We start from the raw sequence: 20,142 nt of genomic DNA, 5'->3' as shown, positions 1-20,142 counted from the left end.
GCTCCACCACCACACCGATGGTCCTTCGCCGAAGGGTGCTCCCTCGCTCATAGCCGGTAGCCACCGTCGACGTAAATGTTTTGCCCCGTGATGAACGACGAGTCCGGTCCGCACAGGAACGACACGACTCCGGCGATGTCTTCGGGAGTCCCCGTACGCCGCAGATGAAGTCCTTGTGCCGCACCGGCTTTGAAGTCCTCAAGCGACACGCCCATGCGCTCGGCGGTCTGCTCGATCATCGGCGTCATGATGAAGCCGGGCGCGATCGAGTTGACGTTGATGCCATACGGGCCAAGCTCAATCGCCAGTGTCTTGGTGAAGCCCTGAATGCCCGCTTTAGCGGCGGCGTAGTTCGCCTGACCACGGTTGCCGACGGCCGAGGTGGAGCTGAGGTTGACGATCCGGCCGGACTTCTGGCCCACCATGTGCTTTTGCGCGGCACGGGAGCACAGGAAAGCGCCCCGCAGGTGGACGGCCATCACCAGGTCCCAGTCGTCTTCAGACATCTTGAAAAGCATGTTGTCGCGGATGATCCCGGCGTTGTTGACGAGGAAGTCCAGGCGGCCAAACTCTTGCACGGTGCGCTCGACCGCAGCCTCGACCTGATCAGCCTTGGACACGTCACAGCCGATGCCGATGGCTTTGCCGCCACGTTCCTCAATCGCCGCAACGGTTTCCGTCGTGTCTTCCACGCGCAGGTCGACGACTGCGACGGCGTTTCCGTCGTCAGCCAGCCGTTTGGCCGTCGCGGCCCCGATCCCACGGCCTGCTCCGGTGACGATTGCGGCTCTCATGCTTGCTCCTTTGCCATGAGTCCATTGAGGACGAAATCGGTCAGCTCTTTAGCGATGACGGCAGGCGGCTTGGGACCGTCCGGCCGGTACCACGTGTGCAAGTCGTTGGTGAAGCCGAAGATGGCCCACGAGATGACCTCAGGTGAGGCGGCGGAGGTGAACTCACCGCTGAGCTGAGCGTCGCGAATCACCTTGCGGACCGTGTCCTGATAGCGCCGCCATTCGGTCTGGAGCGTCAGGAACCTTTCCTTGCCAAGGAAACGTGAGCCTTCGCGGCCGAAGATGGTGACCGCTCTGGTGCGCGCCGCCGTCGTGATGACAAGGTCGTCGATGATCTCGCGGATCGTGGTCACTGGATCGGTCTGCTGGGCCACGATCCGGTCGAGCCCGGCGAGCTGCTCGACGAAAAGCTCGTGATACAGATCGAAGAGCAGGTCTTCTTTGGACGAGAAGTAGTGATACATCGCGCCCTTGGTTACGCCAGCCCGGTCCACGACCTGTTGCACGGAAGTCGCGTCATATCCCTGTTCCGCGAACAGTTCTTCGGCGGCGGCGAGGACCTTTTGCTTCGCGTTCACAGGACGTCGTCCATCAGGGCGTTATCGGTGCGTTCCAGGATCGCCCGCCGGACCGTGATTTCCGGCAGCACCGTGTCAGCGAAGAACTTCGCGGCCGCGATCTTGCCACGGTAGAACTCGTCCTGCTCCTTGCCTTCAGCGATCGCCGCGCTCTTGAGCAGCAGCCAGCCGATCACCAGGTCGCCCACGCTCATCAGCAAACGGGTCGTGTTCTGCCCGACCTTGTAAAGCTCTTCAGCCTGCTCGGCCGAGGCTTTGGTCCAGCCGAGCATGGTGTCGACCATCTCGCGCACGTCGGCCAGCGCCGCTTGCAGCCGCTCGTCTTGCACCTTCTCGATCTCGGCGAACAACCGGTTGAGCACCTCGGCGTTGTCTCGTGAGACCTTACGGAAGAAGAAGTCCTGGCCCTGAATGCCGGTCGTGCCTTCGTAGAGCGTGTCGATTTTGGTGTCGCGCAGATACTGCTCCATCGGGTAGTCCTGCAGGAAGCCAGAGCCACCAAGGGTTTGCAGCGACAGCGTCAGCATTTCCCACGACCGCTCGGAGCCGACGCCCTTGACGATCGGGAGCAGCAGATCGTTCATGCCCGCGTCACCCTGGTCCAGAACGCTTGCCGTGTAAAGGTAAACCGAGCGCAGCCCCTCGGTGTATGCCTTCTGCAGCATCAGCATCCGGCGCACATCAGGGTGGTTGTCGATCGTGACGCGGGGCGCTGTCTTGTCGGTAAACCGCGTCAGATCCGGTCCCTGCACGCGGATCTTCGCGTAGTCGAGCGCGTTGAGGTAACCGCTCGACAACGTCGCGATGGCCTTCACACCGACCTGCATCCGTGCGCCCTCAATGACTTTGAACATCTGGGCGATGCCGTCGTGCACGTCGCCGACGAGCCATCCCTGAGCGGGTTCGTTCGCCCCTAGCGTCAGCTCACAGGTCGTGGACACCTTGATGCCCATCTTCTTCTCGACGTTGGTGGCATAGACCCCGTTGCGGCCAGTGATCTCCCCGGTCTCGTGATCGAAGAGGTATTTTGGCACCACGAACATCGACAGCCCCTTCGTCCCGGGGCCAGCGCCTTCGGGGCGCGCGAGGACAAAGTGGACGATGTTCTCCTCGAGGTCGTGCTCGCCCGAGGTGATGAAGCGCTTGACGCCCTCGATGTGCCAGGAGCCGTCGGCCTGCTGCTTGGCAACGGTCCGCCCGGCGCCCACGTCTGAGCCGGCATCGGGTTCCGTGAGCACCATGCTGGCGGCCCACCCCCGCTCGATCATGATCTGAGCCAGGCGCTGCTGTGCGGGAGTACCAATGCGGTAAAGCAGAGTGGCAAACGACGGCCCGCCGCCGAACATGAACACCGGAGCCTGGGCACCTTGCACCAGTTCGACGACCGCCCACCACAGCGACCGGGGCGCTGGCTGCCCGCCGAGTTCTGTCGCGGCGTCGAGGCGCCACCACTCGGCGTCCATCCAGGCGCGGTAGGACCGCTTGAAGCCCTCGGGCATTTGCACGCTGTAGGTGGCCGGGTCATAGACCGGCGGATGACGGTCGGCGTCGGCGAAACTGGCCGCGATCGGGCCCGTCGCCAGCCGGTCGACTTCCGTGAGCATGTCGTTGACCGTGTCGGCGTCCAGCTCGAACCGCGCTAGATCATCGCCGAGGCCGAGCAGTTCAAACAGGTTGAACCGCAGGTCACGCACGTTGCTCCGGTAGTGGGTCATCCGCTTCTCCTCCGTCAGTGACGCCGCCAGGACGTGCCAGGAATCACACCCGGTCAGGCTCGGATTGTCAATACCGACCGGTCGGTATGTGGCTCGCGGATTGACACATATGTGGACGCCATATTAAGACGCGGATAACTATTGACGGGCTGGAATGCGCTCAGCAAACTGAACGGCGCAACCTCCTTCCGTCCCGGAGGCATATATGCGCCTTGTTCTAGGCCTTAGCGCCGCGCTCGCCGTGGTCGCCGGACTGGCTTCATTGCCAGCTCAGGCCGCTGCGCCCGCACTAACCGTCCAAGTTGTCCAGACGTCGGTGTGGAGCAGTGGCTACGGCGCCGATGTCATTCTGTCCAATCAGGGCACCACCACCACAACGTCGTGGGTGGTGGAATTCGATCTGCCCGCCGGAACGACCGTTTCCAGTTCGTGGAGTTCCGTGCGCACCCAGTCCGGCCAGCACTACAAGTTCACGAATGTGTCCTGGAACGGCGACATCGCTCCTGGCGCATCTGAAGAGTTTGGCTTCAACGCCAACGGGCTGGGCATGCCGTTCAACTGCACCGTCAACGGTTTGCCCTGCGGCGGCGGCACTCCCCCGTCACCAACCGCCTCGCCCAGTTCAAGCGTGAGCCCCTCACCGTCTCCTTCCGCGTCTCCCACTCCGTCGCAACCGCCTGGACCGATCGTCGACGTGTCGACCTCAGCCCAGCTGAGCGCCGCGTTGGCCAATGCCGTTGCGGGGCAGACGATCCGTCTCGCCGCGGGTGACTATCGCGGTGCGTTCCTCACCCAGCGGTCCGGCACCGCGAGCCAGCGGATCACGCTGACCGGGCCACGGTCTGCCGTGCTCATCAACGATGGGCCATCAGGCACCGCGCCCTCGTGCCCGGCTCCCACGGCGGGCTGGGATTCCGGCTACGGGCTGTGGCTGTTCAACGCGTCCTACTGGAACCTCAATGGCTTCACGGTCAAGGAGTCCAAGAAGGGCATCGTGCTGGACAACTCGCGCTTCGTCACGGTCGATGGCGTACACGTCCATCACGTCGACGAAGAGGCGGTGCACTTCCGGCGTTCGTCGGCCGATGGCATCATCCGCAATTCCGTCATCGAGCACACTGGCCTGGTACAGGCTGGGTATGGCGAGGGCGTCTACATTGGATCGGCGGGTTCCAACTGGGGTTGCCACGGCAACAGTTCCGGCGCTGACCGCTCAGATCGCGTGCAGGTGCTCAGCAACCGCATCGGGCCCAACGTCGCCGCGGAACACATTGACGTCAAGGAAGGCACGTTCAACGGTGTCATTCGTGGCAACACGTTCGACGGCCGTGGCCTGAGCGGCCAGAACTCTGCTGACTCCTGGGTCGACGTCAAGGGCGCCGGCTATGTGATCGAGGACAACACCGGCACGTTCGCGTCGCCGGGGACGTTCGCCAACGGTTACGAGACGCACAATCCGACGACCACGCCAGCGTTCCAAAATGGATGCGGCAACGTGTGGCGGCGCAACCGTTCTGACCTTGGTGGCGTGGGCAACTACGCCATCTACGTCACGTCAACGTCGAAGTGCTCCGGCAACCTCAACGTCGTCTACTCAACCAACACAGTCACTAACGCGCGCACGGGTTTAACAAATATCGCCGTAACGCCGTAAGTCCAGTTAGGGCGGTCCGGCTAGCCCCACCGGCTAGCCGGAACCCTAAGCCCAGCATAAGCCCCATTGACATACACCGCTTTATAGGGTTCATTGTGCGATCAGATAGTTAGTTAGTTTAACTTTCGAACAGGAGTGAAAATGACCAGCCGTTCCAGTTCGTTAACAAGATTTCTCGGCAGGCGCCCTGCCGTGAAACTCGGCGCCGCCGTGGGCGCAGCTGTCTTCGCGGCCACCGCGCTGGTGATGACCAGCCAGAGCTGGGCTGCCGAGACGCTGCTGTCTCAGGGCAAGCCAGCCACAGCGTCCTCTGTGGAGGATGCCACCTTCGGCGCGGAGAAGGCCTTTGATGGCAACTCCGGCACCCGCTGGGCCAGCGTCGAGGGCGTCGATCCCCAGTGGATCCGCGTCGACCTCGGCAGCAGCTATGCCATCAGCCGCGTGAAGCTCACGTGGGAAGCCGCCTACGGCAAGTCCTACCGCGTCGAAACCTCAGCCGACGGCAACACCTGGACGAGCATCTTCAGCACCACCACCGGAAACGGCGCCACCGACGACCTCACCGGACTGTCCGGCACAGGACGTTACGTGCGCGTCTACGGCACGCAACGCGGCACCGCTTACGGCTACTCACTGTTCGAGGTCGAGGTCTACGGCGACACGGGCACCCCGCCGACCACGCCACCGGCCTCAGGCTTGCTGTCCCAAGGCAAGCCGGCCACAGCGTCATCTACCGAAGACAGCACTTTCGGCCCGGAGAAGGCCTTTGACGGCAACTCCGGCAGCCGCTGGGCCAGCGTCGAGGCTGTCGATCCACAGTGGATTCGCGTCGACCTCGGTGTCACCGCCTCGATCAGCCGCGTCAAGCTGACGTGGGAAGCCGCTTATGGCAAGGCTTACCGGATCGAGACGTCCAATGACGGCAGCAACTGGGCGAGCATCTTCAGCACCACCACCGGAAACGGCGCCACCGACGACCTGACCGGACTGTCCGGCACAGGACGTTACGTGCGCGTCTACGGCACCCAGCGCGGCACCGCTTACGGCTACTCACTGTTCGAGGTCGAGGTCTACGGCACGGCTGGAACCCCGTCACCGACCACCTCGCCGACCACCTCGCCCACGACCTCACCGACTCCGCCCACCGGCACCCCGGTCTCCATCAACGGACAGTTGCACGTGTGTGGTGTCAAGCTCTGCAACCGCTTCAACCAGCCGATCCAGCTGCGCGGTATGTCAACGCACGGCATCCAGTGGTTCCCGCAGTGCGTCAACACCGCTTCCGTCGGCGCCCTCGCCGACGACTGGAAGGCCGACGTCATGCGCCTTTCCATGTACATCCAGGAAGAGGGTTACGAAACCAACCCCCGCCTGTTCACCGACCGCATGCACAGCTTCATCGACCTCGTGGTCGCGAAGGGCATGTATGCCATCGTCGACTGGCACATGCTGACCCCCGGCGACCCCAACTACAACCTCGCCCGCGCCAAGACGTTCTTCACTGAGATCGCGCAACGGCACGGCAACAAGCCGAACATCATCTACGAAATCGCGAACGAGCCCAACGGCGTCAGCTGGTCGGCTGTCAAGAGCTACGCGGAGCAGCTCATCCCCGTGATCCGCGCCCAAGACCCCGACGGCGTCGTGCTCGTGGGCACCCGGGCTTGGTCCTCACTGGGCGTCTCCGACGGCTCCAGCGAAACCGAGGTCATCAACAGCCCGGTCAACGCCACGAACATCATGTACACCTTCCACTTCTACGCGGCCTCGCACGGCAGCAACTACTTGAACACGCTGTCTCGTGCGGCTGACCGCATCCCGATGTTCGTCACCGAGTTCGGCACCCAGAACTCCGCCGGCGAAGGCTCGAACAACTTCACCCAGTCACAGGCCTACCTGGACCTGATGGCTACCAAGAAAATCAGCTGGGTCAACTGGAACTACTCCGACGACGGCCGCAGCGGCGCCGTCTTCACCCCGGGCACCTGCCCCGGCGGCTCCTTCTCCGGCACGTCCCGCCTGAAGGAAGCCGGCGTCTGGATCCGCGACCGCATCCGCACCGCGGACAACTTCCCCACCAGCTGATCCCGTCCCCCTAACGTCCGGTCGTTGCGCTCCCGTCCCAGCGCAACGACCGGACTTTCTCTTTAATACCAACCTATTTCCGATGCCCGCCGTGGTCCCGGCCGTCCCTCCCGCGAGGCCGCCACCTCCGCGCATCCCCATCTCTTCCCCACTCACCCTCCCCTTTCCTTACCACTAACCTCGATCCCCTCCCTCCCGGCTCACCTGCACCCCGCCCTCTTCCCTCCCCCGCTTGCCCTCCCATTCGCCCGCGAAATCCTCAACCTTCGTGCCTTGCCTTCTCTTGTCCTTGCCGCTTGCCTGTCCCGGGTTCCGCTCTCTTCGCCTCGCAGCCCCGAACTGCCGGGCTCGCACCTGTTTCCTTCCCTGGCCGTCCCCCTTTCCACCGCCGTCCCCTTCCATCCCGCCGCTTGCCCACGCCCGCGGCCTGATGGCTCTCCCCAACCGGGTCTCCTTTCGCTTCCGGCCGCACTCCTCCCGTCCGACCGCGCGTCTCGCATCTCGTCGGCTTTCACTTCGCGCCGATCGTCGTTTCAGGACCCATTGCTGAAGTGGTGAGGACCGTCCAAAAGGGATCTCGAACCCGCCACACTTGATCGACATCTCTTGGGACGTGATCCACAGGCGGTTTGATCACGTCCCAAGGGATGCCGATCAGCTAAATGGATGTGGATCACGATCAAGTGCCCGCCACCAAACAGCCCAAAGCGGGCAAGGCCTGCGGCCAACACCTCCTGGGAACCAGCAAAGGGACAGTGGACGGCCGGAGAAGCGGTTCGCAACAGCGAAAGCAGGCAGCCGGGAAGGCGGGCGTCACGGAGCTGCGCTTGCGAAAGAGTGCAAGGCTGCGCCGACCGGGTCCGCGAGTAAGGCGCGCGGCATGGAAAGGGGAACAAAGACAGGCGGCGCTGTGCGAAAGCGCGCGAAAGCCAAGCGGAAGGCGGGCGCGGCAGGCAGATGGAGGGCGGGCACGGAGGCAATCGCAGCGGGGAAAGCAGGCGGCGCCGGGGAGGTGGGAGGTGGAGGGAAGGCGGGCGGGGGAAGCCCGGCTAGAAGGTGGCGTTGAGGATGGCGGCGGCGGCGCAGCCTGCGAGGGCGACGAGGACGACGTGGCGGAAGCGGGCGGGGTCGATGCGCAGGAAGACGCGGTGCCCGGCTAGGCCGCCGATGCCGGTGGCGACGAGGCTGAGTGCGCTGAGCAGCACGGCTTCGCGGGTGACCACTCCGGACACGGCGAATCCGGTGATGGCGAACGCACCGCCGACGCAGAAGGTCGCGGCCAAGGTGGCCCGGAACTGACGCGGGTCGAGGCCTAGCGCCTGAAGCGCGGCGACCAACGGCGGGCCATTCGTGCCTGTCGCTGTTTGCAGCACGCCCGAGACGGCCCCGGCGACGCCAACGCGCCAGATCCCGGGACGCAACTGCCAGCGCCGCCAGACTAAGAACAGGCAGGCCACAACAACGACGGCGATCACGGCACGAAGGACCGAAGCGGGCAACAAGGTCAAGCAAAGCAGCCCAAACGGCATGCCGAGCACGGAGGTGAGGGTCAGCGTCCAGGACGAACGCCAATCGATGTGAGCACGGTCAGCGACAGCGGTGATCAAGCACAACAGCACGCTCCCCAGCGTCGCCGTCACTACCGCCGTGACCGGATCGATCACGAGCGACAGCAAAGGCACGGCGGCCAGAGCGAATCCGAATCCCGAAACGGTTTGCGCAAACGCCGCAAGCGTGAGAATCAGGAAGCAGATCAGGTATGTACTCAAACGCTCCGCGCCCCTATCGTGATGCAAACCGACCGGACGGTATGCCGGCGTGGGAGGGAAGGTAGCGCATCATGCGGATCGCTGGGAAGACGGTCGTCATCACAGGTGCGGCGGGTGGCATTGGCTCCGCGCTCGCGAGACGGTTCCACGCCGAGGGCGCCGCGAAAATGGTGCTTTCGGACATTACAGCTCCCGAGCAACTAGCCAGCGAACTGAATGCCATAGCCGTCGCGACTGATGTGTCCAATGAGGACGATGTCAAAGCGCTGGTGCAAACAGCGGAACAAGAACTTGGTCACGTCGACCTGTTCTGCGCTAACGCTGGCATCGCGACCGGCAAAGGGCTCGACGCGACTCCTGAGCAGTGGGCGAAGTCCTGGGAGATCAACGTGCTCGCGCACGTGCACTCGGCCAAAGCCGCGCTGCCCCAGATGCTCGAACGCGGCGAAGGCTATTTGCTGCACACGGCGAGCGCGGCTGGCCTGCTCATCTCGCTGGGCGACGCTCCATACAACGTCACCAAACATGGGGCCGTCGCGTTCGCGGAGTGGCTCGCGGCCATGTATGGCGGGCGTGGCATCAACGTCAGCGTCCTGTGCCCACAGGGCGTACGGACGCCGATGCTCATGGACGGCATCAACGCGGGTGATCCAGCGGCGCTGGCCGTCGCGAACGCGGGAAAGATCCTAGAGCCGGAAGAGGTCGCCGAGTCCGTCATCGAAGGCCTTGCCGCGCAACGGTTCCTCATCCTGCCGCACCCGGAAGTGGCGACGTTCCAGCAGCGTAAGGCCGCTAACCCGGACCGCTGGCTGCACGGCGTGCGCAAGCTTATGCAGGCTGGGTGACGATGACCGTGACGTTGTCGGGAGCGCCGGCCTGAAGGGCGAGCTTGACGAGCCGCTCAGCTGCCGCGTGGGGATCGGTGACGGTCCGCAGGACATTCTCGATCGCTTCGTCCGTCACGATGTCGGACAGTCCGTCACTGCACAGCAGGAACACGTCGCCAGGCGAGATAGCGACCGTGGAGTACCGAGCGGAGAATGTGCGTCCCTGCAACGACTGGGTGATGACTGACTTGTGCGGGTGATGCCGTGCCTGGTCGGCGGTGATCAGACCATCGTCGACAAGGTTCTGGACATAGGTGTCATCACGGGTGATTTGGTGTAGCGAACTGTCGCGAAACAGATAGGCCCGCGAGTCTCCAATGTGGACCATCGAGGCCACCGCACCGGCCAGCACGATCGCGGTGAGCGTCGTCCCCATGCCCTCGGCTGCCGGATCCGCCTCTACGGCCTCTTTGATCAGGCGGTTGGCGGTTTCCACGGCTCGCCTCAATGCGGGCAAGGGATCGATCTCAGGGTCGTCGGCTGCCTCGATCGCCCGGATGACGATCTGGCTGGCCACCTCGCCAGCTGGCCCGCCTCCGATGCCGTCGGCGACCGCGATGACCCGGCTGCCAGCGAATGCCGCATCCTCATTGTTTGGACGGAGCATCCCTAGGTCGCTGACGACCGCCGCGTTCAGGGTCACGCTCATCCCTCCAGCCTGCCGAAACCGCATGTCTGAGTCACTAAGCATTAATGCGTATTCTGGTGCCCGTGTTGCCGGTGCCCATGGTCGGACGAGCCGGCGAGCTTGCGGAGATCGTAGGGGTCTGGTCGCAGCTCGCGAAAGCACCGTGCACGGTAGTTATTACCGGCGCTCCCGGCCTCGGCAAATCCCGCCTGATCGCAGCGGCCCTCGAAGCTCTGGATCCGGTGCCCGCCACGGTGATCCTAGGCACCGCCCGGCTGCACACGCCAGCACCCTATGACTGGCTAGCCTCCGCGCTCACTAATGCGCAGGCCGGAGACCTTGCGATCCCTAAGGACGCGCTGGCCTGGCTGGCGCAGGACCCAGATGTCCCCAAAGAGCGTTATGCGCCTTCAGCCTTGCTGCGTATCGCCACAAAAGCCGTGCACGAGCTCGTCAAGGAAGGCCCAGCCGTCATCGTCGCGGACGACCTGCACGCGCTCGACCCGGCGAGCCTCAATCTGCTGGGCGAGCTAGCCACGGCCGCCGAGCTGCCCGCGCTGCTGCTGGTCGCGAGCAGGCAGCCGGAAACCGAACTCGTCGCCCGCACCGTCGCACGGCTCTCCGGAACCCCCAGGGCCGTGCGGCAACATCTAGGACCTTTGCCCGAGCCCGAGGTCGCCACGATCCTTTTCAGCCGGTACGCCGAAAGCATGCCGGCCGATGTCGTGAATGGAGTGTGGGAGCGGACCCAGGGCAATCCCTACTGGCTGTCTGAGCTCCTCGCCGCGACCGCTGGCGCACCACCAACCGCGTTGCTCAGCGAGCCCATGCCCGGTCATCTTCAGCTCCTGTCCCAGGAGCCGTCCACCCTGACCGCCCGCGAGCAGGAGGTCCTGGCGTTTCTCGCGGCAGGGCTGTCCAACAAGCAGATGGCCCGTTCGATGGGCATCTCTATCCGGACGGTCGCGGTGCATGTGTCCAATCTGCTCAGAAAGACGGGCCTGGCCTCACGCACCGAGGCGGCTCTATGGGCTGCCCGCCGCTCCTAGAAGGCCGCTCAAGCCGTAGGCCCGGATCGCCGTGCCGCTGAAGATTTGCTCACGCTCGGCCGCGCTGAGCTGAGCCAGCGTCTCGTCAACGGACGCTTTGACGTCCCTATAGGACGCTGCGAGCAAACAGACCGGCCAGTCGGACCCAAACATCAGGCGGTCAGCTCCGAAGAGCCCTAGGGCCGCGTCAACGGGCGGCACGAGGTCGGCGACGGTCCAGCTGTCCCACGCGGCCTCAGTTACCAGACCCGACAGTTTGGCATAGACGTTGGGCTGCAACGCCAGCCGCTCCAAAGCGGACCGCCATGGCCCCAAGTCACCGGAGCGAAGAGGCGGCTTGCCCAAGTGGTCGAGCACGAAAGTGAGCTCTGGGATCGCCCTGGCCGCGGCAGCGGCCGCAGGCAATTGGTCGGGCCGGATCACCAGATCGAAGACGAGACCTCGCTCGGCCAGGGTGCGCAGGCCGGAGTGAACGTCTTGGCGCGCAAGGAAATCGGGGTCGGGCTGACCCTGGATCTGGTCACGGGCGCCTACAAGCAATGGCGACGACGGCAAGCGGGGCGAGGTCACGTCGCACCACCCGACCACGGCCGCGATTTCCGGAGTGCCCCCGGCTATGTTTAGGAATTCTTCGACCTCAGCCGGAGCGCATCTTCCGGCCTCCACGAGGATCGTGTAATCGACGCCGTTAGCGGACAGTTCCGCGCGCAGGTCAGTGACGGAAAAACTGCGGCGCAGCGGAGCTAGGGCCGGATCGTCAAGCCACGCATAGCCTTTGCTGACATCCCAGAGATGATGGTGGGCGTCGATGAGCACGCCCACCACCCTAGCCCAGTCGCTAAACCTTGGTAATCCTCACGGCATCGGCAATAACGTAGCCCGTACCGGTAGTCCACCTGCTGACGCCCACGATGTTGTGGTCGCCGGCGGTGAGGCTGAACGTGCCGAGATTGCGCCACGCGCCACCGTTGACGCGCTGGTTGACGTTGATGGTCTGGTTGCCCCCACTGGCCGCGATGATGTGCGGTGTCAGGTTGTTGTAGCCGGAGTTCGCCGGGTACCAGATCTCAATCTTGTAGTTGCCCGCCGCCGGGATGTTCGCCCGGAACCACGCGGCGTCGCTTACGGAGGCGGGATTGGCGAAGCGATAGTCCGCCCCATAACGCTGCGAGGAGAACGACGATGAGCCCCAGTTGGAGGAGGCGGTTGTCGGCCCATCGATGATCACCTGGAAAGGGCCGGCCGGCACCTCTGTCCGCCCCGCGCTGACGGGGCTTTCCTTGTGGTACCGGTTGAGAGCGCTGATGTAGTAGGTGTAGGTCGTGCCCACCGCGGCTGTCGTGTCGGTGTATGAAGTGCCGCGGACCGTCTTGATGAGGTTCGCCGCGTCCACAAACGAGCATTCGCCCGCGGGCGCGGTTAGGCGGTAGATGGCGTACTCGGTGCCGCTGCCCGTCCATGTCAGTGAAACCCCGTTGGCGCCTCGCACCGCAGAGGTGATGACTGGCGCCGCGGGCGCGGAACCGGAACCGTGAGCGGGCACAAGGGCGGGCTTGGTGTAGTGAGCGTTGACGAGTGTGCTGATCGAGTTGATCCGGTTGTCGCGAACATCCTTGGCGCTGAAGTAGATGTCGCCCTTCACCTCGAGATAGCCGCGGTTAACCGTCAAGTGATCGGACAGTTCCGTGGTGTTCTGCCAAGCCGGATCCTGCCCGGAGGCACCGGCCCGGTAGGCCGCTTGCCCCACATACAACTGCACGTTCGTTGGCGCTACGACGGTTGACCACCAGCGCACCAATTCCGTGTAGTCAGCGGTGGCGAAGCCGATGTGCCAATAGATCTGCGGCGTGATGTAGTCGATCCAGCCCTGCTGCACCCACTTGCGGCTGTCGGCATAGATGGCGTCATAGGACTGCAACCCTGTGGTGGCCGAACCGTTCGGGTCGGTGGAAGCGTTGCGCCAGATGCCAAACGGGCTTACGCCAAATTTCACCCAGGGCTTGGCGGCGTGGATCCGCTGGCCCATCTCCTGCACGAGCAAGTCGACGTTGTTGCGCCGCCAGTCGTGGATGTTGCTGAATCCAGCGCCATATTGGGCAAACGTGGCACTGTCCGGAATGGACTCTCCCGCTGCCGGATAGGGGTAGAAATAGTCGTCCCAGTGCACGCCGTCGATGTCATAGCGGGTGACCGCGTCCATCATGGCGTCCTCGACGAAGTCGCGGACCGCTGGGATGCCGGGGTTGTAGTAGAGCTTGCCGCCATAAGGGAACCGCCAGCTTGGGTTCTGCCGCGCTGGATGACTGGACACCAAAGTGGACGCGTCCTCGGTCATCGCGATCCGGTAGGGGTTGAACCAGGCGTGGAATTCGAGGTTGCGAGCATGCGCCTCGTTAACCATGAAGGCCAAGGGATCGTAGCCCGGGCTGACGCCTTGCGTGCCGGTCAAGTACTGCGACCACGGCTCAAGAGCGTTGGGCCAGAAGGCATCCGCGGTGGGGCGAATCTGCACCACGACGGCGTTCATCTTCTTCGACACCGCCAGGTCCAGCCACGACCGGTACTCGGCCTGCTGCGCCGCGGCGGAGAGCCCGGTCTGACTCGGCCAGTCGATATTGACGACACTGGCGATCCACATTGCCCTAAATTGCTGCTTTGGCGTGGCCGCGGCTGGCGTGCAGACAGCGGCCTGGGCTGGGGAAATCGTTGGTATTGCTATAAATCCGGCTAGGAGAACAGCCGTCATCGCTAACCTTCGCATTTGCATGAAGGAAAGTTTGAGCCTTGAGTGATTCTTTGACAATAGTTAACATCCAAGCGTGAAGATTTCACGAATCGCCGCGACGATCATGGCCCTGGCCGTCGTGGCCACCCCAGCACCGGCCCTGGCAACACCGCCGGTGCAACACGATGAACAAATCACGTTCCAGGAGTGGGATTCCTACTCGGACTGGCGTGGCGGCACGCATGAGGGCACGTTCGCTATCCCCGGGGTGCGCACGGGGATAACGATGCTGCGGCCGCAGGGCACGACCGACTACACCGACCCGCACACGGGCCTCACGAAGCCATGGAACTACGCGACCTGGACCTCACCGGTCAAGGCAGTGGGCTTCCTCGCCAGTGAGCAGGTCGTGTCGTGGAACGCCTACACCCCCGCGGGCACCTGGATTCAGGTGGAAATGCAGGGTACCTACAACACCGGCAACTTGACGCCTTGGTACGTCATGGGCCGCTGGGCGTCAGGCGATCAGGACATCATGCGGACCAGTAAGAATCGCCAGGGTGACCCCTGGTCGACCATCTTCACTGACACGTTCTCGATCGACGATGTCGCCAATGGCGTGATGCTGGAGAAATACCAGCTGCGCCTAACGCTCTACCGCGCACCGGAGCAGTGGCGCTCGCCGCGAGTGTGGATGCTCGGGGCGATGAGTTCCTATGTCCCAGACCGCTTTACGGTCACGCCCAGCACTGGCGGGATCGCCTGGGGCACGGAGCTGAAGGTTCCGCGCTACTCGCAGAACGTCCACGCCGGACACTACCCGGAATACGACGGTGGCGGCGCGGCCTGGTGCTCGCCGACCTCAACGGAGATGGTCATCGAGTACTACGGCCGTAAACCGTCCGAAGCCGACACGGCGTGGGTGAACCCGCAATACCCGGACCACACCGTGAACCACGCGGCCCGGATGGTCTACGACTACCAGTACGACGGCGCCGGCAACTGGCCGTTCAACACCGCTTACGCGGCCACGTTCCCCGGCCTCGACGCTAAAGTCACCCGGCTGCACTCGCTTGATGAGGCGGAACACTTCATCAAGGCGGGCATCCCGGTCGTGGTGAGCATCTCGTTCCTGTCGTCCGAACTGGACGGTGCGAACTACAGCACGTCAGGCCACCTGTTCGTCATCGTTGGCTTCACCTCGACCGGCGACGTCATCATCAACGATCCCGCGTCCTCGTCCAACGATGTGGTCCGCAATGTCTACAAACGAGACCAGGTCGAGACAGCCTGGCAGCGGACCAAGCGCATCAACGCCAGCGGCGGCACATCCGGAGGCCCCGGCGGCGTGGCATATCTGATCAAGCCATGGTGGAAGCCATGGCCGCACCTCCCCGGCTCCACGAACTGGTAAGCCGGTCTCCCAGGGCCGTCCGCTCTCCGCACCAGGTGGGCGGGCGGCCTTTATGCTGCCGGGACGAGTTTGCGGCGGGAGATTCCGATGGCGCCGACGGCGGCGGCGATCGCTCCGGCCGGCATCAGAAGGTAGGGCGCCGACGTCTCGTCGGCGTAATGCACCGCGGTGACCGAGCCCGAACTGCCGACCTGGCAGAGGTCGCCGGGCTTGGCGAGTTCACCACATGCCGGGCCGGTGGCCAATAAGAGGAACCCGGCCGCGAACAGGCCAACTCCCGTCACGAGAAGGGAAGTCCAAACCAAATGCAAGGCTTTGCCCGGCTTCGTCACGGCAAGAAGCGGGACTCCTGCTATCTGTTCGCTGGTCATGGGGCGTTTCCTTCTCGAAATGGTGACACGATTATGCGCTCGCTAAAGCTCTTGGTAATCAGCCGAACAGCGGAGTGCGACCATCGACATTCTTTGATGGGGTCGTGAATCATTTACGCAGACTTGTAACTCTGCGTGAAGCATTGACAGAACGTGCTGGAAGCGTGAGGGTGACCGGGGTAAGCGTTCTATTTGGAGGTTCGATGGCCCGACGTATCGGCATCGCACTCAGCATTGCCCTCGTGCTGAGTCCCTTGCCTGCTCAAGCACAGGAACCGGATTCTCGGCAAGCTGAGTTCAGTGCCGCGGCCGCGGAATTCGGCGTACCCGAAAGTATTCTGCTTGGTGTTTCTTATCTGGAGTCGCGCTGGGATTACAACGCCGGGACACCCAGCACCGGCGGTGGTTTCGGGCCGATGCACCTGACGGATGCGGCTTATGTTGGTTCGCTGCCGGTTCCGCAAGAGGAACATGAGCCGGTCGGTGAAGACCGCCGCGGGGACGACTCCCGGGCCGAGTTGCCCGGTGGTCACGGTGCTTCCGAGCCTGCCCCCAGCCTCGAAGCTCTGCAAACGATGGACAAGGCCGCCGAGTTAACCGGTGCCAGCAAAGAAGAATTGCGTACCGAGACCGGCGAGAACATCCGTGGTGGTGCCGCGATCCTGTCGTCCTACCAAGCTCAGCTTGGTGCGCCAACGGGTCTCAACAGCGACCCGGCCGCCTGGTACGGCGCGGTGGCGAAGTATTCCGGCGCCGACACCGAAGACGGTGCGGCGGCTTTCGCCGACGAGGTGTTCGCGACGATCCGCGATGGTGTCGCCCGGCGGACCGACGACGGCAGCCAGGTTTCCCTTGCCCCGCAAGCGATCACGCCGGACAAGTCCTGGCTTGGCTTGTGGCGCCTGCGGAAGCTGGAGCGTCCCGACGGGCTGGAGTGCCCACTGGACATCGCGTGTGAGTGGTTCCCCGCCGCGTACGCGTTGCGTGGCAACGGAACCGACAAGACCTTCTACGGGCAGTACGACAAGGCCAACCGCCCGCAGGAGCAGCGCATCGAATACATCGTGATTCACGATGCCGAGGGCTACTACGCCAGCACCGTTCGCGCCGGCCAGAACAAGGACTGGGGAGCGAGCTGGCATTACACGATGCGTTCCGTGGACGGCCAGACGGCACAGCACATCAAGGCCAAGGACGTCGGCTGGCACGCGGGCAACTGGTATGTCAACGGCAAGGCGATCGGCATCGAGCACGAGGGCTTCGCCGCGCAGGGCACGTGGTACACCGAAACGATGTACCGCACGTCGGCGAAACTCGTGCGGCACATCGCCTTCGCACTCGGCATCCCGCTGGACCGGCAGCACATCGTCGGTCACGACAACATCCCCGGCATCACGCCGTCGCGTGTCCCGGCCATGCACTGGGACCCGGGACCGTACTGGGACTGGGGTCACTACTTCGATTTGCTGAAGCGGCCGTTCTGGGGCACGGGCACCTCGCGGACCGGGATGGTCACCATCAACCCGGACTTCGCCAGCAACAAGCCCGCGTTCACGAACTGCCCGCCGTTGTCCAACCCGAGCGGACCGGCCCTTCCCGGGCCATGCCCCGTGCGCGGTTCGACCTCGGTGATGCTGCGCCAGGCACCGTCGCACGACGCTCCGCTCGTCAACGACAAGGGCTTGCGGCCTGACGGCACGCCAAACACGATGCGCGTTTCCGACATGGGAGCACGCGTTGACGCTGGGCAGCAGTTCGCCATCGCCGAAGTCAGCGGGGACTGGACGGCTATCTGGTACCTGGGCAACAAGGCCTGGTTCCACAACCCGTCAAGTGCGCGCAATGCGTTGTGGTCGTTCGGTTTCGTGGCCAAGCCTAAAGCGGGCAAGACCTCCATCCCGGTCTACGGCCGGGCCTACCCGGAGGAGGCCGCGTACCCGGCTGGCGTTCCCTACCAGACCATCACGCCGTTGCAGTACAGCTTGCCCGCGGGACAGAAGTACGTCGTGGGCAACCTGATGAAGGGCGAGTACTACCGGGCGGTGACCTATGACTGGTCGTCACCGGGCGATGGCACCGTCATCCAAGGCGACATGACCTATGTCCAGATTCAGTTCGGGCACCGGTTCATGTTCGTGAACCTCGCCGACGTCGACATCGTCCCGTCGGTGTTCTAACCGAATAACGAAGAAGCAAAAGAGGGAAGATCCTATGAATCCTCCCTCTTTTGCCATCAAGCCCGGCGAGCTACCCTCACTTCGATACAGATTGATCCGATGTTTTCGAACGCATTCTGTAGCGGAGGTGCGACATGGTGTCGCGACGAACCGTCCTGGGCGCGACTGCGCTGGTAGCAGGTGCCATCGGGCTTGATGCCCTTCCCTCGGCAGCGGCCGTCCCACTCGACAATCAGATGACCACCGATGCCCAGTGGGCTGCCTTCCTTCGCGGACAGGACCTGCTGTGGCGGCGCTTGCCACCGTCGTGGAAGGAGGGTCCGTTCCTGGGTGATGGGCGCCTTGGCGTCATGGTCTACAAGGAACCGGGCAAGAACCAAGTGCGCTTCAGCACTCAGCACGCCGAATCACAAGACCACCGCCCGCAGTACGGGAGTCTGTTTGGGCTGGCCCGGCTGCCCGTGGGTTACCTGACCCTAGAGCCCATCGGCACGATCACCTCCGTCGACTGGCGGCAGTCGCTATGGGACGCCGAACTGACCGGAACCATCACCACCGCTAGCGGGACGCTGAGTATTCAGGCACTGGTCCACGACCAAGTGCTGGCGGTCCGCGTCACAGCGAGCGGCAGCGAGCAGGTCAGGTGGAACTTTCATCCGCAGGAGGCGATCAGCCCACGGGCCGCTTCGGAGACGCCGCCCGCGGGGTACACGGGCAATCCCGCCCCGGCCGTGAAACAGACCGGGAGCACGAAACAGGTCACCCAGCCGCTGCTCGGTGGCGGTCAAACCGCCACGGCATATCGCGAATCCAGCGGATGGCTCTACCTGACGATCGCGCACACGTTCCCCGGCACGGGCGCCGAGGCCACCGCGCTGAACCGGGTCAACGCGGCCACACCGTCGCTTGTGGACGGCCACCGGGCCTGGTGGCACGGCTACTACCGCAAGAGCTTCGTATCCATTCCTGATCAGCGGTTGCAGGCGTTTCACTGGATTCAGCTCTACAAGGTCGCCGCTGGAAGCCGTGCGGGAGGGCCTATCATGGCCACCACCGGCCCATGGCTGGAGCCAACGCCATGGCCGGGCGTGTGGTGGAACCTCAACGTGCAGCTGGAGTACTGGCTCATCCATGGCTCCAACCACCTTGAACTAGATGCCGTCACGAGCACGATCCGCGACAATCAAGCGCAGCTCATCGCCAACGTCCCGAGTGCTTACCGTTCCGACTCCTCCGGGCTGGGCCGCAGTTCCGACATGTTCTGCCAGCGCAGTGTCGGCACGCCAGGCAGCGGTGCCGAAGTCGGCGACCTCACCTGGACACTGCACAACATCTGGCTGTCCTACCGCCACACCATGGACGACAACCTGTTGCGGGACCTGCTCTTTCCTGTGCTCAAGCGTGCCATCAACTACTACCGCCACTTCCTGACCACCGGCAGCGACGGCAAACTTCACCTGGGGACAACGCTTTCGCCTGAGTACCCGACGGTGGCGCCCGATTGCAACTACGACCTGTCACTCATTCGCTGGGGGTGCCAGACGTTGCTTGAGGCGTCCACGCGGCTCGGGATCAACGATCCGCTGCGGCCGGCCTGGCAAAGCATTTTGAACAACCTCACGGCGTACCCCATAGATAGCAATGGTTTTATGATTGGCGCCGGAGTCCCCTATAGCCAATCGCACCGGCATTACTCGCACCTGCTAATGGTCTACCCGTTGTATCTGGTGAACTGGGATCAGCCGGCGGACCAGGCCCTGATCGAAAAGAGCATCGTGCGCTGGCATGCGCTCACCGGGGCACACCGTGGGTACAGCTACACAGGCGCCGCCTCGATGTACGCGATGATGGGCCGTGGTGACACGGCGCTGAACTACTTGCTGCGGTTCTTCGACCAGACAACGAGCTATCCGTGCCTGCCGAACACGATGTATACCGAAGCCGGGCCGGTCGTCGAGACACCACTGTCGGCGTCACAGTCCTTGCACGACATGCTGTGCCAGAGCTGGGGCGGTATTGTCCGCGTCTTCCCGGCGGTCCCGGCGGCGTGGCAAAGCGCGACGCTGCATGATTTCCTGGCCCAGGGCGCGTTCCTCGTGAGCGCATCGCGCAGCGGGGGCGCGACTAAATTTGTCCGCGTGCGGAGCCTCGCTGGGGAGCCGTTGCGGCTCAAGCACGGCATTGGCACGGCCGCGTATCAGGCGGAGAACGCCACGATTAGCCGGGGTCTCGTGGAATCCAACCACGCAGGCTTCACCGGCACCGGATTCGTCAACCTCGACAACACTACTGGGTC

Annotated in this window: 15 protein-coding genes and 1 pseudogene; 8 read left to right on the top strand and 8 right to left on the bottom strand. The window is 63.8% G+C overall.

Features of this window, described 5'->3' with window-relative positions:
• Positions 1 to 47: 47 nt before the first annotated feature.
• Genes A3E1_RS0110680 through A3E1_RS0110670 form a run of 3 tightly spaced genes read right to left on the bottom strand, consistent with a single transcriptional unit; the run spans position 48 to position 3,087 of the window.
• A complete protein-coding gene (locus A3E1_RS0110680) occupies positions 48 to 794 on the bottom strand; it encodes an SDR family NAD(P)-dependent oxidoreductase (RefSeq protein WP_020520755.1) in 747 nt (248 codons plus the stop codon).
• Positions 791 to 1,372: a TetR/AcrR family transcriptional regulator gene (locus tag A3E1_RS0110675; RefSeq protein WP_020520754.1), complete on the bottom strand. Its 582-nt coding sequence runs from the start codon at positions 1,370 to 1,372 to the stop codon at positions 791 to 793. Before A3E1_RS0110675 ends, A3E1_RS0110680 begins: the two co-directional genes overlap by 4 nt.
• The gene (locus A3E1_RS0110670) at positions 1,369 to 3,087 is read right to left on the bottom strand and encodes an acyl-CoA dehydrogenase (protein WP_020520753.1); all 1,719 of its coding nucleotides are present in this window, start codon (positions 3,085 to 3,087) and stop codon (positions 1,369 to 1,371) included. Before A3E1_RS0110670 ends, A3E1_RS0110675 begins: the two co-directional genes overlap by 4 nt.
• A 205-nt stretch (positions 3,088 to 3,292) precedes the next feature.
• Here A3E1_RS0110670 and A3E1_RS0110665 point away from each other — a divergent pair, with 205 nt between their 5' ends.
• The 3 genes and pseudogenes from A3E1_RS0110665 to A3E1_RS48345 all read left to right on the top strand — a co-directional run bounded on the left by A3E1_RS0110665 (position 3,293) and on the right by A3E1_RS48345 (position 6,826).
• Entirely contained in the window at positions 3,293 to 4,741 is a 1,449-nt protein-coding gene (locus A3E1_RS0110665) for a cellulose binding domain-containing protein (protein WP_020520752.1), read from the top strand.
• 141 nt (positions 4,742 to 4,882) lie between these two features.
• Positions 4,883 to 5,365: pseudogene (locus tag A3E1_RS49105) on the top strand (discoidin domain-containing protein); the annotation flags it as partial.
• Between the two features lie 72 nt (positions 5,366 to 5,437).
• Positions 5,438 to 6,826 carry a cellulase family glycosylhydrolase gene (locus tag A3E1_RS48345; protein ID WP_407637357.1) on the top strand — a complete coding sequence of 463 codons (1,389 nt, stop codon included), beginning with the start codon at positions 5,438 to 5,440 and terminating at the stop codon, positions 6,824 to 6,826.
• 1,049 nt (positions 6,827 to 7,875) lie between these two features.
• On the opposite strand, the gene A3E1_RS39750 is transcribed toward A3E1_RS48345, so the two are convergent.
• Positions 7,876 to 8,595, bottom strand: coding sequence for a sulfite exporter TauE/SafE family protein (locus tag A3E1_RS39750; RefSeq protein WP_020520749.1), 720 nt, complete (start codon positions 8,593 to 8,595; stop codon positions 7,876 to 7,878).
• 71 nt (positions 8,596 to 8,666) lie between these two features.
• Here A3E1_RS39750 and A3E1_RS0110645 point away from each other — a divergent pair, with 71 nt between their 5' ends.
• Positions 8,667 to 9,440: an SDR family oxidoreductase gene (locus A3E1_RS0110645; RefSeq protein ID WP_020520748.1), complete on the top strand. Its 774-nt coding sequence runs from the start codon at positions 8,667 to 8,669 to the stop codon at positions 9,438 to 9,440.
• Here A3E1_RS0110645 and A3E1_RS0110640 read toward each other — a convergent pair.
• Positions 9,424 to 10,131, bottom strand: coding sequence for a PP2C family protein-serine/threonine phosphatase (locus A3E1_RS0110640; protein WP_020520747.1), 708 nt, complete (start codon positions 10,129 to 10,131; stop codon positions 9,424 to 9,426). The two genes, A3E1_RS0110645 and A3E1_RS0110640, sit on opposite strands and share 17 nt — an antisense overlap.
• 62 nt (positions 10,132 to 10,193) lie before the next feature.
• Here A3E1_RS0110640 and A3E1_RS0110635 point away from each other — a divergent pair, with 62 nt between their 5' ends.
• Positions 10,194 to 11,159 (top strand): LuxR family transcriptional regulator, encoded by a 966-nt coding sequence (locus A3E1_RS0110635; protein ID WP_026208294.1) that lies wholly within the window; start codon positions 10,194 to 10,196, stop codon positions 11,157 to 11,159.
• Here the strand turns inward: A3E1_RS0110635 and A3E1_RS0110630 are convergent.
• Both A3E1_RS0110630 and A3E1_RS39745 read right to left on the bottom strand, forming a co-directional pair.
• A complete protein-coding gene (locus A3E1_RS0110630; protein WP_040390740.1) occupies positions 11,136 to 11,975 on the bottom strand; it encodes an amidohydrolase family protein in 840 nt (279 codons plus the stop codon). The two genes, A3E1_RS0110635 and A3E1_RS0110630, sit on opposite strands and share 24 nt — an antisense overlap.
• Positions 11,976 to 11,997: 22 nt before the next feature.
• Positions 11,998 to 13,797: a family 10 glycosylhydrolase gene (locus A3E1_RS39745; RefSeq protein WP_020520744.1), complete on the bottom strand. Its 1,800-nt coding sequence runs from the start codon at positions 13,795 to 13,797 to the stop codon at positions 11,998 to 12,000.
• 181 nt (positions 13,798 to 13,978) lie between these two features.
• Here A3E1_RS39745 and A3E1_RS0110620 point away from each other — a divergent pair, with 181 nt between their 5' ends.
• On the top strand, positions 13,979 to 15,298 hold the full coding sequence (locus tag A3E1_RS0110620) for a C39 family peptidase (RefSeq protein WP_020520743.1): 1,320 nt from the start codon (positions 13,979 to 13,981) through the stop codon (positions 15,296 to 15,298).
• A 50-nt stretch (positions 15,299 to 15,348) separates the two neighbouring features.
• Here the strand turns inward: A3E1_RS0110620 and A3E1_RS0110615 are convergent, their stop codons facing one another.
• On the bottom strand, positions 15,349 to 15,669 hold the full coding sequence (locus A3E1_RS0110615; RefSeq protein WP_020520742.1) for a hypothetical protein: 321 nt from the start codon (positions 15,667 to 15,669) through the stop codon (positions 15,349 to 15,351).
• A 203-nt stretch (positions 15,670 to 15,872) separates the two neighbouring features.
• Between A3E1_RS0110615 and A3E1_RS0110610 the strand changes: the two genes are divergently transcribed.
• On the top strand, positions 15,873 to 17,846 hold the full coding sequence (locus tag A3E1_RS0110610) for an N-acetylmuramoyl-L-alanine amidase (protein WP_020520741.1): 1,974 nt from the start codon (positions 15,873 to 15,875) through the stop codon (positions 17,844 to 17,846).
• Between the two features lie 137 nt (positions 17,847 to 17,983).
• Positions 17,984 to 20,142: glycosyl hydrolase family 95 catalytic domain-containing protein (locus A3E1_RS39740; protein ID WP_211215919.1), on the top strand; the 2,159-nt coding region annotated here is incomplete at its 3' end.

It is taken from the genome of Catelliglobosispora koreensis DSM 44566 (genome assembly GCF_000379685.1).
Lineage (GTDB): Bacteria > Actinomycetota > Actinomycetes > Mycobacteriales > Micromonosporaceae > Catelliglobosispora > Catelliglobosispora koreensis.
The sequence above is the reverse complement of the archived record's forward strand: the minus strand, read 5'-3'. Positions and strand labels throughout refer to the sequence as shown.

What these genes read in the sequence shown, in the direction of transcription:
- A3E1_RS0110680 (WP_020520755.1), bottom strand. Translation starts at nt 794, where the DNA reads ATGAGAGCCGCAATCGTCACCGGAGCAGGCCGTGGGATCGGGGCCGCG.
- A3E1_RS0110670 (WP_020520753.1), bottom strand. Translation starts at nt 3,087, where the DNA reads ATGACCCACTACCGGAGCAACGTGCGTGACCTGCGGTTCAACCTGTTT.
- A3E1_RS0110665 (WP_020520752.1), top strand. Translation starts at nt 3,293, where the DNA reads ATGCGCCTTGTTCTAGGCCTTAGCGCCGCGCTCGCCGTGGTCGCCGGA.
- A3E1_RS0110645 (WP_020520748.1), top strand. Translation starts at nt 8,667, where the DNA reads ATGCGGATCGCTGGGAAGACGGTCGTCATCACAGGTGCGGCGGGTGGC.
- A3E1_RS0110640 (WP_020520747.1), bottom strand. Translation starts at nt 10,131, where the DNA reads ATGAGCGTGACCCTGAACGCGGCGGTCGTCAGCGACCTAGGGATGCTC.
- A3E1_RS39745 (WP_020520744.1), bottom strand. Translation starts at nt 13,797, where the DNA reads ATGTGGATCGCCAGTGTCGTCAATATCGACTGGCCGAGTCAGACCGGG.
- A3E1_RS0110615 (WP_020520742.1), bottom strand. Translation starts at nt 15,669, where the DNA reads ATGACCAGCGAACAGATAGCAGGAGTCCCGCTTCTTGCCGTGACGAAG.
- A3E1_RS0110610 (WP_020520741.1), top strand. Translation starts at nt 15,873, where the DNA reads ATGGCCCGACGTATCGGCATCGCACTCAGCATTGCCCTCGTGCTGAGT.